This is a genomic window from Paenibacillus sp. WG02 (assembly GCF_055396115.1).
Window position 1 is genome coordinate 7,978,262 of sequence record NZ_AP036016.1, and the last position, 12,718, is coordinate 7,990,979.

The following is a 12,718-nucleotide window of genomic DNA, read 5'->3' on the forward strand; positions in this document are numbered from 1 at the left end:
TAGATGCTATAAAAACTCATTTCAGAATATTTTACCACAATCCGCCCTCTGCACATAGTATTAAAATAAAAAAAAGCCACGCCTGAGCGTGGTAATTTATGTATCACTACTTGGCTATACAGCATGTTAAAAGAATTTCCACTGAATCCTCTTTTACCGTTGCCCTCTTTTTTTCTTTGAAAAATGACCTCATAAGAAGGTCGAAAGAAAAAAGACACTAACGAAGTGTTAGCGCCTTTCATGATCACGCTTACTTGTTGTATTCCTTCAGCCCGTTACTAGCGAGCCAACGTTTGATCATACTGCGCAATTGTTTTTTTCGTGTAAGTAGAAGCCGTTTAATAAACTGGCGCTTATTAGGGCTAAGATACCCTTTTGGTACACTGTCCAGAGCAGCTTCTATATCCGCGTCGGTTAGCTGTTCTATTTTTTGAACCATCGGTTCTAAGACTGCCCATGAGGATTGTAGCCGCAGAAGGCCCCTGGGAGTGTGATAGAATTTCCGTATGTTTTTCCAAAAAGGAGCGTTCCATGCTCTTTTCTTCCATTTTCTCGGTGATCCGTAAAGGGTATGTCCATGGTCGATCAAATACCAATTATATTTTTCACCATTTGCTTTTCGGTATAGTATGAGATTTTTCCCTGCAGTCTCGATCTATATTGGCAATCCACGCATCAAAAACGATCAGGTGCCTCATCAATCCAAGCCGCTTTATATATTTGGATGGATTTAAATGTACGTGTTTTCCTGCCTTTCTCCACGTTATGACCTCCTTGGCCATTACCTGTTTGGAAACTACTCCTGTTTGCAGATTACCATCGGGTCCGGAGACTTTTGCTAATTGGAGCTTGCCGACAGGGAACCCAAGACGTTGTGCTAGTGTTGATGCGATATATTCATTAGCGATCATTGGCCCCGAAAAATACCACTGATTCCTATTTGAAAATTTAAAGTAGCCGCGCCTCCCCAAGGTATTCTGGACGATCCATACTTGGCCTTGGCGCTTCGTTTTCCATATCTTTTTCAATTTCCAGTGACGTACTGGCAACATTAATCCTCCTCCCTTTTGCATACCTGGAGAATAACGAAAAGTACTGATTTGATATTTTTGACCAGCCGTACCGATGCGCTGTATCCTTGGCCACTCTAACACGACTGATGGTCAATTCAGGATTTCTCCATATCTCTCTGACACTTGAAGCGATATTTGACGCTGTTACTGTTCGAATGACACTTGCGTTATTCTTATTCACAAAGCTGTGGAGGCCACCATTCCGGGTTGACACAAGCGGGGCCCCATTGGCCATTGCTTCCAATGCGACTAAACCGAAAGACTCATGGCGACTTGGAACAATAACAGCTCCGTAGGAAGAATATAATCTTTGAACGGCCATCGGTTTGAGCTGCCCAATCCACTTGACATTCTTATTGATATTCAGTTTATGAGCAATTTTTTTTAATTTAATCGTGTAAGCTCTAGATCCTTTCCCTACAATATCTAGCTTGACATGATGATTGCTTTTTTTTAGCAGTGAAATAGCGTGTAGCAACTCTTTAACCCCTTTCATTGCAGTCAAACGTCCGACATACAACAAATGGTAAGGATTGAATGCCGGTTTGTTAATCTCATTTTTCATTGACACGGCATTTTGAATCACCTTGATTTGTCCCTTATAAAAGGGGTAATATTGCCTGTTTTTCTTTTTTTGCCACCGACTGGGTACCGTAATGGCATTTGCGATACGAATCAGTTTTTTTTGACGCGCCGCCATATTCGTCCGGCCTCTCAGTCTTTTCTCCAATACGATTAGGGAGTGGCATGTATATATGATCGGAATACGAAATTTGTGTTTGTAATGCTTAGCGAGTTCATCACACTGCAAACTATGAATATGGATCAAGTTCGGACTTGCAAACCCATGTGCTTGCAACCATCTGGCAATCGGTACAGCATTAAATTTTTGCCTGCTAACCGAATGATACTTCGAACTACTGGGAAATCGAATGACCCTTATCGAGCCATCGCTATCAACGGTCACTTCACGACTAGCGCCCTTGCAAATAATAGTTAGGAGTATCCCGTTCCTTTTGGCCAACGCCTTTGAAAGATTTATTGCGACGATGCCAAGCCCGCCAACAATATTACCTTCATATTCATTCGTCATGACCCAAATTCTCATCACAATCAACCCTTTTAAACATATTGGCTCAGCTTATGGAGGAATGAGATGATATGCCGTTCGTCAGCAATCACTTTTTCTAGATCTTTTTCGATTTTTCGTCTGCCCTCGGCTTTCGATCGATCGTAGCGGGAGAGCAGCTTAAAAGCTTTGTTCGGAAATTGGAGCCAGACCATGATCAACTCGATGTCTGAACGTTCAAGCTTAGAAACGCTTTGGTATCCATCCAGTACGGAACGTGCCGTTGATAATTTCCATCCTTTGTTCTTGCAGGAAAGACGAATCATTCGATAAAGATCATATGCCCGCAAGTCAAAACGCAGTGTTTCAAAATCGATCATATACGTTCCACTGCGGGTAAGAACAAAATTTTTCGGTCCACTATCTCCATGACACAAGGCCCCGCTATCCACGGCTTCCTTACACATTGCTTTGTAATTGCTGCGTCTGAGTACACGCAGAGCTTCCTGCGATCTCTGGAGAAGGCTATCCCCGTGTACTTGCAGCAAACGATCCAACGGACTGCCGTGACCATTTCGCTTTGCTTTATTTATTTGTTTTTTCAATAACACTTCGCGTGCTTGTAAAAGGGAAGGCCATTTTCGCAGCATATTGAGGGCACCTGATCGGGGAAGTAATGCTTTGCGACCAGCAAGGTGAAATCGGGCTAAAGATGCAGCACAGGCTTTAATTTCTCTTTGCGATGTGGATGAAGGTGACCGTCCATTGATCCAAGAGGTAAGAATGTATGGGGTTCCTCCGCGCGCTCGTCTGGCATAAAGATGTCTTCCTGAACGCTCAAACGGATTCCGCCAGGCAATGTTGGAAAAACCCTTGCGCCGAATCCTCCTCAACACTTGATCCATCCAGCGCAATCGTCGTAAGCTATAGCTCATCTTCTTCAGACAATGTTGTTTTCCATCGGTGGATATCAAACGGTAAACACCTGACTTAATAATTCGCATATGCTTAATCTTTACTTTAAATGCTTGTGCTAGTAGGTTAACTTGCTGGCTGGTCATATAAGATTCCTCCTGCTATATAACCACAAATAAATTTTGGATTCCTTTTTGTATCTAATTTCATCTATTTATTAAGAATATGTAAATAAAGCCGAATTTGAACCTCGAGCAGCAGCCTATTAACTCACTCTGAATATTGGATTGACCAGTTGCAAATAAGGGGAGATCAAAACATGCATATCGTCAATTCTCAGCCATCTCAAAGATTCCTCCTAAAATAATTTGTCAGCAAACACTCAACAATGGCGATCATTAATCGCAGTATTAGGCATAAAGGAAGTTATAGAAAGCAAAAAAAGCCTTTATCAAGGCTTTCAGTTTTTGTAACTTGTGAAGCAGGTGATGGGAATACTCCAAATACTCTACTCAAAATATTTCCTCTGGAAGTAGTTAGTGGTATATTGGGACGCGCGTCTTACTTGCGTATATTCTATGATGTATTCACGGACGGTCGAACTCTTGAGGATACTCTCCTTTTCACCGTTAAAACAAAAAAAACCACCCTAAGGTGGTCTCTTTTTCTGTTAAGCGGGCGGCGGGAATACTCCAAATACTTATTTAAAATGCTTCCTACGGAAGCGGCTAGCGGTATATTTGGACGCGCGTCCTACTTGGGTATATTCTATGATGTCTTCACGGACGGTCGAACCCATACGGCTTCTCTTCCTTTCCCGTTCAAACGAAAAAGACCACCCGAAGGTGATCTTTTTCTCTAAAGCGGGCGGCGGGAATCGAACCCGCGCGATCAGCTTGGAAGGCTGAAGTTCTACCATTAAACTACGCCCGCGTGTCTATCGGGACGACACGATTTGAACATGCGACCCCCTGCTCCCAAAGCAGGTGCTCTACCAAGCTGAGCTACGTCCCGATACGGTTATACATATGAAAAATGGCGCGCCCTGAGAGATTCGAACTCCCGACCTTTTGATTCGTAGTCAAATACTCTATCCAGCTGAGCTAAGGGCGCTTAATAAAATGGAGCGGAAGACGGGGATCGAACCCGCGACCCTCGCCTTGGCAAGGCGATGCTCTACCGCTGAGCCACTTCCGCATGGGTACCTCAGGAGTATGAATACTGCTGAGGATTTAATGCGCGTAGAGGGACTTGAACCCCCACGGTCACCCGCTAGATCCTAAGTCTAGTGCGTCTGCCAATTCCGCCATACGCGCATGCTGTAAATAAGGCAATCTGAGAGACTTTGGTCTACGACCAAAGATCCATATATATGGTGAGTCATGTAGGATTCGAACCTACGACACCCTGATTAAAAGTCAGGTGCTCTACCAACTGAGCTAATGACTCATATGAAGAACTGGGGATCAAGGATTTGAACCTTGGCATGACGGAGTCAAAGTCCGTTGCCTTACCGCTTGGCTAATCCCCATCGAAGACATGCCGTCGAGAGGACTTGAACCCCCAACCTACTGATTACAAGTCAGTTGCTCTACCAGTTGAGCTACAACGGCATATGAAGTTAATGGTGGAGGCTGACGGGATCGAACCGCCGACCCTCTGCTTGTAAGGCAGATGCTCTCCCAGCTGAGCTAAGCCTCCATGGGAAAGAATTAGAAAATTAATGGTGACCCGTAGGGGACTCGAACCCCTGTTACCTCCGTGAAAGGGAGGTGTCTTAACCACTTGACCAACGGGCCTTACTAATAAATTACTGGAGCTTCCAACCGGAATCGAACCGGTGACCTCATCCTTACCATGGATGCACTCTACCGACTGAGCTATGGAAGCAATGGCTCCCCGAACAGGACTCGAACCTGTGACAACTCGATTAACAGTCGAGTGCTCTACCAACTGAGCTATCAGGGAAAACTGCTTGGCAACGTTCTACTCTCCCAGAACCCTGCGGTTCAAGTACCATCGACGCTGGAGGGCTTAACGGTCGTGTTCGAGATGGGAACGCGTGGGTCCCCTCCGCCATCATCACCAAACAGTCAAAGCGTGTTTGCGCCTTGAAAACTAGATACGAAACTTGCGTAAAGTAATATTCAGGGTTTAGGCAGAGAGACTTTGACTTTCGTCAAAGATCCCTATATTTGGTTAAGCCCTCGACCGATTAGTATTCGTCAGCTGCATGCATTGCTGCACTTCCACCTCGAACCTATCAACCTCGTCGTCTACAAGGGGTCTTACATACTGGGAAATCTCATCTTGAGGGGGGCTTCGCGCTTAGATGCTTTCAGCGCTTATCCCCTCCGTACATAGCTACCCAGCGATGCCTCTGGCGAGACAACTGGTACACCAGCGGTACGTCCATCCCGGTCCTCTCGTACTAAGGACAGCTCCTCTCAAATTTCCTACGCCCGCGACAGATAGGGACCGAACTGTCTCACGACGTTCTGAACCCAGCTCGCGTACCGCTTTAATGGGCGAACAGCCCAACCCTTGGGACCTACTTCAGCCCCAGGATGCGATGAGCCGACATCGAGGTGCCAAACCTCCCCGTCGATGTGGACTCTTGGGGGAGATAAGCCTGTTATCCCCAGGGTAGCTTTTATCCGTTGAGCGATGGCCCTTCCATTCGGTACCACCGGATCACTAAGTCCGACTTTCGTCCCTGCTCGACTTGTAGGTCTCGCAGTCAAGCTCCCTTATGCCTTTGCACTCTGCGAATGATTTCCAACCATTCTGAGGGAACCTTTAAACGCCTCCGTTACATTTTAGGAGGCGACCGCCCCAGTCAAACTGCCCACCTGACACTGTCCCCATACCGGTTCACGGTACCAGGTTAGAACTCCGATACGATCAGGGTGGTATCCCAACGGCGCCTCCACCCAAGCTGGCGCTCAGGCTTCAAAGGCTCCCACCTATCCTGTACAGATCGTACCAAAGTCCAATATCAAGCTGCAGTAAAGCTCCATGGGGTCTTTCCGTCTTGTCGCGGGTAACCTGCATCTTCACAGGTATTAAAATTTCACCGGATCTCTCGTTGAGACAGCGCCCAAGTCGTTACGCCATTCGTGCGGGTCAGAATTTACCTGACAAGGAATTTCGCTACCTTAGGACCGTTATAGTTACGGCCGCCGTTTACTGGGGCTTCAATTCATAGCTTCGGGTTGCCCCTAACCACTCCTCTTAACCTTCCAGCACCGGGCAGGCGTCAGCCCGTATACTTCGCCTTGCGGCTTCGCACAGACCTGTGTTTTTGCTAAACAGTCGCTTGGGCCTTTTCACTGCGGCCCCCTCGGGCTATTCACCCTACCGAGGCACCCCTTCTCCCGAAGTTACGGGGTCATTTTGCCGAGTTCCTTAACGAGAGTTCTTCCGCGCGCCTTAGAATTCTCTTCTCACCCACCTGTGTCGGTTTGCGGTACGGGCACCTTCGCCTGGCTAGAAGCTTTTCTTGGCAGTGTGAACTCATGACCTTCGGTACTTAAAGTTTCCCTCCCCATCACAGCCCAGCCTTACGGTTAGCGGATTTGCCTACTAACCAGCCTCACTGCTTGGACGAGCATCCATCAGCTCGCGTCACTATCCTTCTGCGTCACTCCATCGCTCATAACGGCTACGGTGGTACAGGAATTTCCACCTGTTGTCCATCGACTACGCCTTTCGGCCTCGCCTTAGGTCCCGACTTACCCTGAGCGGACGAGCCTTCCTCAGGAACCCTTAGGTTTTCGGCGGATCAGATTCTCACTGATCTTTTCGTTACTTATACCGGCATTCTCACTTGTATGCGCTCCACCTGTCCTTACGGTCAGAATTCAACGTACATACAACGCTCCCCTACCCATGCACATACGTGCAAGCCATAGCTTCGGTGGCGTGTTTAGCCCCGTTACATTTTCGGCGCAGAGTCACTCGACCAGTGAGCTATTACGCACTCTTTCAATGGTGGCTGCTTCTAAGCCAACATCCTGGTTGTCTGTGCAACTCCACATCCTTTCCCACTTAACACACACTTGGGGACCTTAGCTGATGGTCTGGGCTGTTTCCCTTTTGACAATGGATCTTAGCACTCACTGTCTGACTCCCGGATTTAAGTTTGTGGCATTCAGAGTTTGACTGGACTTGGTAACCCTTGGCGGGCCCCGCACCCAATCAGTGCTTTACCTCCACAACTCAACATCCGAGGCTAGCCCTAAAGCTATTTCGGGGAGAACCAGCTATCTCCGAGTTCGATTGGAATTTCTCCGCTACCCCCACCTCATCCCCGCATTTTTCAACATGCGTGGGTTCGGGCCTCCAGTGAGTGTTACCTCACCTTCACCCTGGACAGGGGTAGATCACACGGTTTCGGGTCTACGTCCACGTACTCAAGCGCCCTATTCAGACTCGCTTTCGCTGCGGCTCCGCCTTTTCAGCTTAACCTCGCACGGGAACGTAACTCGCCGGTTCATTCTACAAAAGGCACGCCATCACACATATAGAGTGCTCTGACTTTTTGTAAGCACACGGTTTCAGGTTCTTTTTCACTCCGCTTCCGCGGTGCTTTTCACCTTTCCCTCACGGTACTGCTTCACTATCGGTCACTAGGGAGTATTTAGCCTTGGCAGATGGTCCTGCCGGATTCCGACGGGGTTTCACGTGACCCGCCGTACTCAGGATACCTCTAAGGGTTTCGTTCGATTTAAGCTACAGGGCTTTTACCTTCTATGCCGGACCTTTCCAGATCTCTTCGCCTACCGAACTAACCCCATATCGAGGTCCTACAACCCCAAGGAGCAAGCTCCTTGGTTTGGGCTATTCCGCTTTCGCTCGCCGCTACTGACGGAATCACTTTTGTTTTCTTTTCCTCCAGGTACTTAGATGTTTCAGTTCCCTGGGTATGCCTCCAATGCAGCTATGTATTCACTGCATGGTAACTGCGCATTACCACAGCTGGGTTCCCCCATTCGGACATCCCCGGATCAAAGCCTGCTTACGGCTCCCCGAGGCATTTCGTCGTTCGCCACGTCCTTCTTCGGCTCCTAGTGCCTAGGCATCCTCCGTGTGCTCTTTCTAGCTTAACCAGAAAAAACATTTGAAAATTTCGCAAGATCCAAAGATCATGCTACCTAAGTTCTTACTTTACGTTTTGTTTCGTTATCTAGTTTTCAAGGAACAACTTGTTTCTGTGATTCGTATTCTTTGCCCTATTTCAGCGGCGAAAGTTATCTTATCACATCTTATTAGCTCATTTCAAGTCGAAATTTCTTGGAAATTTCTGTATTGAAATGTTGTTTTGGTGGAGCCAAGCGGGATCGAACCGCTGACCTCCTGCTTGCAAGGCAGGCGCTCTCCCAGCTGAGCTATGGCCCCATAAATTCACCCCAAAAAGTGAAGTGTGGCTTCGAGGTGGATTCCGATTACTTTTCGGGGACCCCGATACTGGACTTCTCTATGAAGTTAAATGGTGGGCCCTAGTGGACTCGAACCACCGACCTCACCCTTATCAGGGGTGCGCTCTAACCAGCTGAGCTAAGGGCCCTTATAATGTTACCTTTTCGGGAAACTTCCCAAAATAAAAACCCACCTACAAGCTTTCGAAGAAAGCTTTCTTCGAAAGCTTGACGTGGGCTCGCTTGGCAACGTTCTACTCTCCCAGAACCCTGCGGTTCAAGTACCATCGACGCTGGAGGGCTTAACGGTCGTGTTCGAGATGGGAACGCGTGGGTCCCCTCCGCCATCATCACCAAACGAGTGCAACATGGTGTTAACCATCCTGCAGAAAGAGGCTTGCTCTTTCAAAACTGAACACGAGTGAGTAAGCTGTTTTGTGCTTTCGCACTTGACTGGATCTATCAGATCCGAGTCTCCATAGAAAGGAGGTGATCCAGCCGCACCTTCCGATACGGCTACCTTGTTACGACTTCACCCCAATCATCTACCCCACCTTCGGCGGCTGGCTCCCTTGCGGGTTACCCCACCGACTTCGGGTGTTGTAAACTCTCGTGGTGTGACGGGCGGTGTGTACAAGACCCGGGAACGTATTCACCGCGGCATGCTGATCCGCGATTACTAGCAATTCCGACTTCATGCAGGCGAGTTGCAGCCTGCAATCCGAACTGAGATCGGCTTTTAAGGATTGGCTCCACCTCGCGGCTTCGCTTCCCGTTGTACCGACCATTGTAGTACGTGTGTAGCCCAGGTCATAAGGGGCATGATGATTTGACGTCATCCCCACCTTCCTCCGGTTTGTCACCGGCAGTCATCTTAGAGTGCCCACCCAAAGTGCTGGCAACTAAGATCAAGGGTTGCGCTCGTTGCGGGACTTAACCCAACATCTCACGACACGAGCTGACGACAACCATGCACCACCTGTCTCCAGTGCTCCGAAGAGGGCGCCTATCTCTAGGCGTTACACCGGGATGTCAAGACCTGGTAAGGTTCTTCGCGTTGCTTCGAATTAAACCACATACTCCACTGCTTGTGCGGGTCCCCGTCAATTCCTTTGAGTTTCACTCTTGCGAGCGTACTCCCCAGGCGGCATACTTACTGTGTTAACTTCGGCACCGAGGAATCGAATCCCCAACACCTAGTATGCATCGTTTACGGCGTGGACTACCAGGGTATCTAATCCTGTTTGCTCCCCACGCTTTCGCGCCTCAGCGTCAGTTATAGGCCAGAAAGTCGCCTTCGCCACTGGTGTTCCTCCACATCTCTACGCATTTCACCGCTACACGTGGAATTCCACTTTCCTCTCCTACACTCAAGTCAACCAGTTTTGGATGCGAACCGGGGTTGAGCCCCGGGCTTAAACACCCAACTTAATTGACCGCCTGCGCGCGCTTTACGCCCAATAATTCCGGACAACGCTTGCCCCCTACGTATTACCGCGGCTGCTGGCACGTAGTTAGCCGGGGCTTTCTTCTCCTATACCGTCACACAAAGAGCAGTTACTCTCCTTGCTGTTCGTCTAGGGCAACAGAGCTTTACGATCCGAAAACCTTCATCACTCACGCGGCGTTGCTCCGTCAGACTTGCGTCCATTGCGGAAGATTCCCTACTGCTGCCTCCCGTAGGAGTCTGGGCCGTGTCTCAGTCCCAGTGTGGCCGTTCACCCTCTCAGGTCGGCTACGCATCGTCGCCTTGGTAGGCCGTTACCCTACCAACTAGCTAATGCGCCGCAGGCCCATCTATAAGCCACAGATTGCTCCGTGTTTCATAATTCTCTCATGCGAGAAAACCAATTATCCGGTCTTAGCTATCGTTTCCGATAGTTATCCCGATCTTATAGGCAGGTTACCTACGTGTTACTCACCCGTCCGCCGCTAGCTTATCCCGAAGGATAAACCCGCTCGACTTGCATGTATTAGGCACGCCGCCAGCGTTCGTCCTGAGCCAGGATCAAACTCTCCATAATAGTAAAACTATTTGAAAGCTTAATTGCTCATTTGCGTTGCTAGCGAGATTTTGCAATCTCTTTTTTGAACGATTTCTCGTTCGTGCTTACTCACTCGTTGTTCAGTTTTCAAAGATCAATATTCTCTCTTATTTCTTCGCCATCCGTTTAGCGGCGACTTTTTTAATATACCACATCGACCTAGATGATTGCAAGTATTTTTTTGAAGAAATATTAAAACCTCATCTTCACAAACAACTTGTTATCCTTCTTTTCGAAGGGGCGAGTTATAAAATACCATAGGATGAGAGGGTAAGTCAAGCACTTACCCTCTATTTTTTTTGTGCTTGATAATTACGGTTTCTTGCATACTTTGATATTTCCTTTGGCGTCGCTATGCGAGCATACATCCGGAAGATCACTTTATATCTGGATTCTATGGCCCCTTTAATCTCTTGATCAATTCTTTTGTCATTTAAATCGAACAACATTTCATCTAATTCTTTACGAAGTACATAATCCAACTCTCTGCATTCCCGATCATTGAACAAGAATCCGAGCATACATCCATCCAAACCCCTCTCGACTGTAGAGATTTATGGCACTTACAGTTTGATTGAAAGAGAGAGCCGACCCTTATCCGATCCGCTCTCCTTACCGTTTTACTGTTATGCTCAGATTTTGCCATTTTTATGACAATACTTTTGAAAATATTTTACAGATGCACCAACCAGTAGGTAAGTGTACTTTCAATAATTGCAGCAAAGAGCAGCAGAATTACGATAGATACGATTAACGGCTTTGTTAGATGGAGTGTTTTAATAAGCTCCGCACGAGCTGTTTTATATTTATCAGGTACAAAGATCTGTGCTCCCGACTTCCAAACTAACATACCTAATTTAAGTCCATATGCACAGGCAATTAAAATGACCGGAATCTCTATGATACCATGCGGAAGAATTCCCCTCAGAACAATGGACAGAGTGCTTTCATGCGTTTGTAAGGAAAGTACATATCCGAGTATCATCCCGTTAGCAATCAACATAAAGAGTGGCAGAACGCCAAGTAATAGACCAAGAAAGATAATTACCACAGACTTAATTGCATTATTTAGAAAGATGAAGATAAAAAACCATAGTTGGGGATTTTCCTTATTACTTAGGGATTGGCTTAATGATTTAAGCCCTTGCATCTGACCTTCTAAAAAGTGTGAAAATTGCGCTGAATTCGCCCAACCTAGATAAAGACTAAACCCAAAAACTAAAACGACAACGATGAAGTAATGTTTCATTTCTTTAAAATGTTGGAACAATGGTCGAAATCTCATTTTGGTTCCCTCCAATTTCGGAAGCATAAGTACTGTGTACGAGCATACATTATTTACAAAAGAGTATACAAGCCTTGCCCGTATGTAAGGCTTAGAGGAGGTACAAGCTATTCATGAACTACTTTTTCGTTGTAAATGCTCGTAAGTTTAAACAATATGTATTTATCGCGCTTGCCATTGTGTTCGCTGCTGCTATTGTTTATTCGGAACAAAGCAATGTTTCCGTATTTTCCAATGCAGAGCCCTCCGCTATCTATAGCGTGCAGACCGAAAGAAAGGTCATTGCTCTGACCTTTGATATTTCATGGGGCGAGAAGCGTGCAGAACCTATTTTGAATATTCTCAAGGAAAAAGGTGTGAAGAATGCAACCTTCTTCCTATCCTCTCCGTGGAGCAAAAGCCACCCAGAGATTGTGGAACATATCAAAAAGGATGGTTTCGAAATTGGAAGCCATGGCAACAAACACGATAATTATAGTACGCTAAGTGATGAAGAAATACGCAAACAAATTACTACAGCCCATGGCATTTTAACGGAATTGATCGGAAAAGAACCAAACCTAATCCGCCTTCCTAACGGTGACTTTGACAAACGAGTGCTTCGAATTGCTGATGATTTGGGATATTCGGTTATCCAATGGGACACTGACTCTCAAGACTGGTTAAACAAAGGTGTTGATACCATCATTAACCGTGTAGTAACCAAAGCGCATCCAGGCGATATTGTGCTACTGCATGCAAGCGATTCGTCTCAACAAACACACGAGGCCTTACCAGTTATCATTGAGCAGTTAAGAGCTAAAGGATACGAATTCGTTACGGTTAGTGAGCTAATCAAACAAACCCAGGTGGAGACCAAACCAGTTGAAGACCAAGCAATGAAACATATTAATTAATGAGCTGATCTCAGA

General features: G+C 46.9%; 7 protein-coding genes, 14 tRNA genes and 4 rRNA genes. 1 reads left to right on the top strand and 24 read right to left on the bottom strand.

The window, feature by feature from the left end; all coding sequences use genetic code 11:
* Positions 1–250: 250 nt before the first annotated feature.
* The 24 genes from ACBP55_RS35980 to ACBP55_RS36095 form a co-directional block, all read right to left on the bottom strand.
* The gene (locus tag ACBP55_RS35980; protein WP_464648430.1) at positions 251–439 is read right to left on the bottom strand and encodes a hypothetical protein; all 189 of its coding nucleotides are present in this window, start codon (positions 437–439) and stop codon (positions 251–253) included.
* A 166-nt stretch (positions 440–605) separates the two neighbouring features.
* Positions 606–1,052 (bottom strand): HipA family kinase, encoded by a 447-nt coding sequence (locus ACBP55_RS35985; protein WP_464648431.1) that lies wholly within the window; start codon positions 1,050–1,052, stop codon positions 606–608.
* Entirely contained in the window at positions 949–2,181 is a 1,233-nt protein-coding gene (locus ACBP55_RS35990) for a glycosyltransferase family 4 protein (RefSeq protein WP_464653551.1), read from the bottom strand. Before ACBP55_RS35990 ends, ACBP55_RS35985 begins: the two co-directional genes overlap by 104 nt.
* 14 nt (positions 2,182–2,195) lie before the next feature.
* Positions 2,196–3,203: a phosphotransferase gene (locus ACBP55_RS35995; RefSeq protein WP_464648432.1), complete on the bottom strand. Its 1,008-nt coding sequence runs from the start codon at positions 3,201–3,203 to the stop codon at positions 2,196–2,198.
* Positions 3,204–3,919: 716 nt separating this feature from the next.
* Positions 3,920–3,990 (bottom strand) — tRNA-Gly (locus ACBP55_RS36000).
* A 7-nt stretch (positions 3,991–3,997) separates the two neighbouring features.
* A tRNA-Pro gene (locus tag ACBP55_RS36005) sits at positions 3,998–4,071 on the bottom strand.
* A 22-nt stretch (positions 4,072–4,093) separates the two neighbouring features.
* Positions 4,094–4,170 (bottom strand) — tRNA-Arg (locus ACBP55_RS36010).
* Between the two features lie 9 nt (positions 4,171–4,179).
* Positions 4,180–4,254, bottom strand: a tRNA-Gly gene (locus ACBP55_RS36015).
* Positions 4,255–4,293: 39 nt separating this feature from the next.
* Positions 4,294–4,373: transfer RNA gene (locus ACBP55_RS36020), tRNA-Leu, on the bottom strand.
* A 57-nt stretch (positions 4,374–4,430) separates the two neighbouring features.
* A tRNA-Lys gene (locus tag ACBP55_RS36025) sits at positions 4,431–4,506 on the bottom strand.
* 10 nt (positions 4,507–4,516) lie between these two features.
* Positions 4,517–4,588, bottom strand: a tRNA-Gln gene (locus tag ACBP55_RS36030).
* A 9-nt stretch (positions 4,589–4,597) separates the two neighbouring features.
* Positions 4,598–4,670: transfer RNA gene (locus tag ACBP55_RS36035), tRNA-Thr, on the bottom strand.
* 12 nt (positions 4,671–4,682) lie between these two features.
* Positions 4,683–4,758, bottom strand: a tRNA-Val gene (locus ACBP55_RS36040).
* A 23-nt stretch (positions 4,759–4,781) separates the two neighbouring features.
* Positions 4,782–4,856, bottom strand: a tRNA-Glu gene (locus tag ACBP55_RS36045).
* A 15-nt stretch (positions 4,857–4,871) separates the two neighbouring features.
* Positions 4,872–4,947 (bottom strand) — tRNA-Thr (locus ACBP55_RS36050).
* 2 nt (positions 4,948–4,949) lie between these two features.
* Positions 4,950–5,025 (bottom strand) — tRNA-Asn (locus ACBP55_RS36055).
* A 5-nt stretch (positions 5,026–5,030) separates the two neighbouring features.
* Positions 5,031–5,147: ribosomal RNA gene (gene rrf / locus ACBP55_RS36060) — 5S ribosomal RNA — on the bottom strand.
* Between the two features lie 105 nt (positions 5,148–5,252).
* Positions 5,253–8,168: ribosomal RNA gene (locus tag ACBP55_RS36065) — 23S ribosomal RNA — on the bottom strand.
* Positions 8,169–8,381: 213 nt separating this feature from the next.
* Positions 8,382–8,457 (bottom strand) — tRNA-Ala (locus ACBP55_RS36070).
* A 92-nt stretch (positions 8,458–8,549) separates the two neighbouring features.
* Positions 8,550–8,626, bottom strand: a tRNA-Ile gene (locus ACBP55_RS36075).
* Positions 8,627–8,718: 92 nt separating this feature from the next.
* Positions 8,719–8,835 (bottom strand): 5S ribosomal RNA (gene rrf / locus ACBP55_RS36080).
* Positions 8,836–8,959: 124 nt separating this feature from the next.
* Positions 8,960–10,501 (bottom strand): 16S ribosomal RNA (locus ACBP55_RS36085).
* Together the 16S, 23S and 5S rRNA genes with 14 tRNA genes alongside form the textbook arrangement of a ribosomal RNA operon.
* Before the next feature lie 311 nt (positions 10,502–10,812).
* Positions 10,813–11,043 carry a regulator of G-protein signaling domain-containing protein gene (locus tag ACBP55_RS36090; RefSeq protein ID WP_029196431.1) on the bottom strand — a complete coding sequence of 77 codons (231 nt, stop codon included), beginning with the start codon at positions 11,041–11,043 and terminating at the stop codon, positions 10,813–10,815.
* Between the two features lie 152 nt (positions 11,044–11,195).
* Positions 11,196–11,807, bottom strand: a complete 612-nt coding sequence (locus tag ACBP55_RS36095; protein ID WP_268616244.1) for a stage II sporulation protein M — start codon at positions 11,805–11,807, stop codon at positions 11,196–11,198.
* 113 nt (positions 11,808–11,920) lie between these two features.
* Here ACBP55_RS36095 and pdaB point away from each other — a divergent pair, with 113 nt between their 5' ends.
* Positions 11,921–12,703 (top strand): polysaccharide deacetylase family sporulation protein PdaB, encoded by a 783-nt coding sequence (pdaB, locus tag ACBP55_RS36100; RefSeq protein WP_464648433.1) that lies wholly within the window; start codon positions 11,921–11,923, stop codon positions 12,701–12,703.
* Positions 12,704–12,718 lie beyond the last annotated feature (15 nt).

Excerpts from the sequence above, each read along its gene's own strand:
- ACBP55_RS35980 (WP_464648430.1), bottom strand. The coding sequence starts at position 439 with ATGGTTCAAAAAATAGAACAGCTAACCGACGCGGATATAGAAGCTGCT.
- ACBP55_RS35985 (WP_464648431.1), bottom strand. The coding sequence starts at position 1,052 with ATGTTGCCAGTACGTCACTGGAAATTGAAAAAGATATGGAAAACGAAG.
- ACBP55_RS35990 (WP_464653551.1), bottom strand. The coding sequence starts at position 2,181 with ATGAGAATTTGGGTCATGACGAATGAATATGAAGGTAATATTGTTGGC.
- ACBP55_RS35995 (WP_464648432.1), bottom strand. The coding sequence starts at position 3,203 with ATGACCAGCCAGCAAGTTAACCTACTAGCACAAGCATTTAAAGTAAAG.
- ACBP55_RS36090 (WP_029196431.1), bottom strand. The coding sequence starts at position 11,043 with ATGCTCGGATTCTTGTTCAATGATCGGGAATGCAGAGAGTTGGATTAT.
- ACBP55_RS36095 (WP_268616244.1), bottom strand. The coding sequence starts at position 11,807 with ATGAGATTTCGACCATTGTTCCAACATTTTAAAGAAATGAAACATTAC.
- pdaB (WP_464648433.1), top strand. The coding sequence starts at position 11,921 with ATGAACTACTTTTTCGTTGTAAATGCTCGTAAGTTTAAACAATATGTA.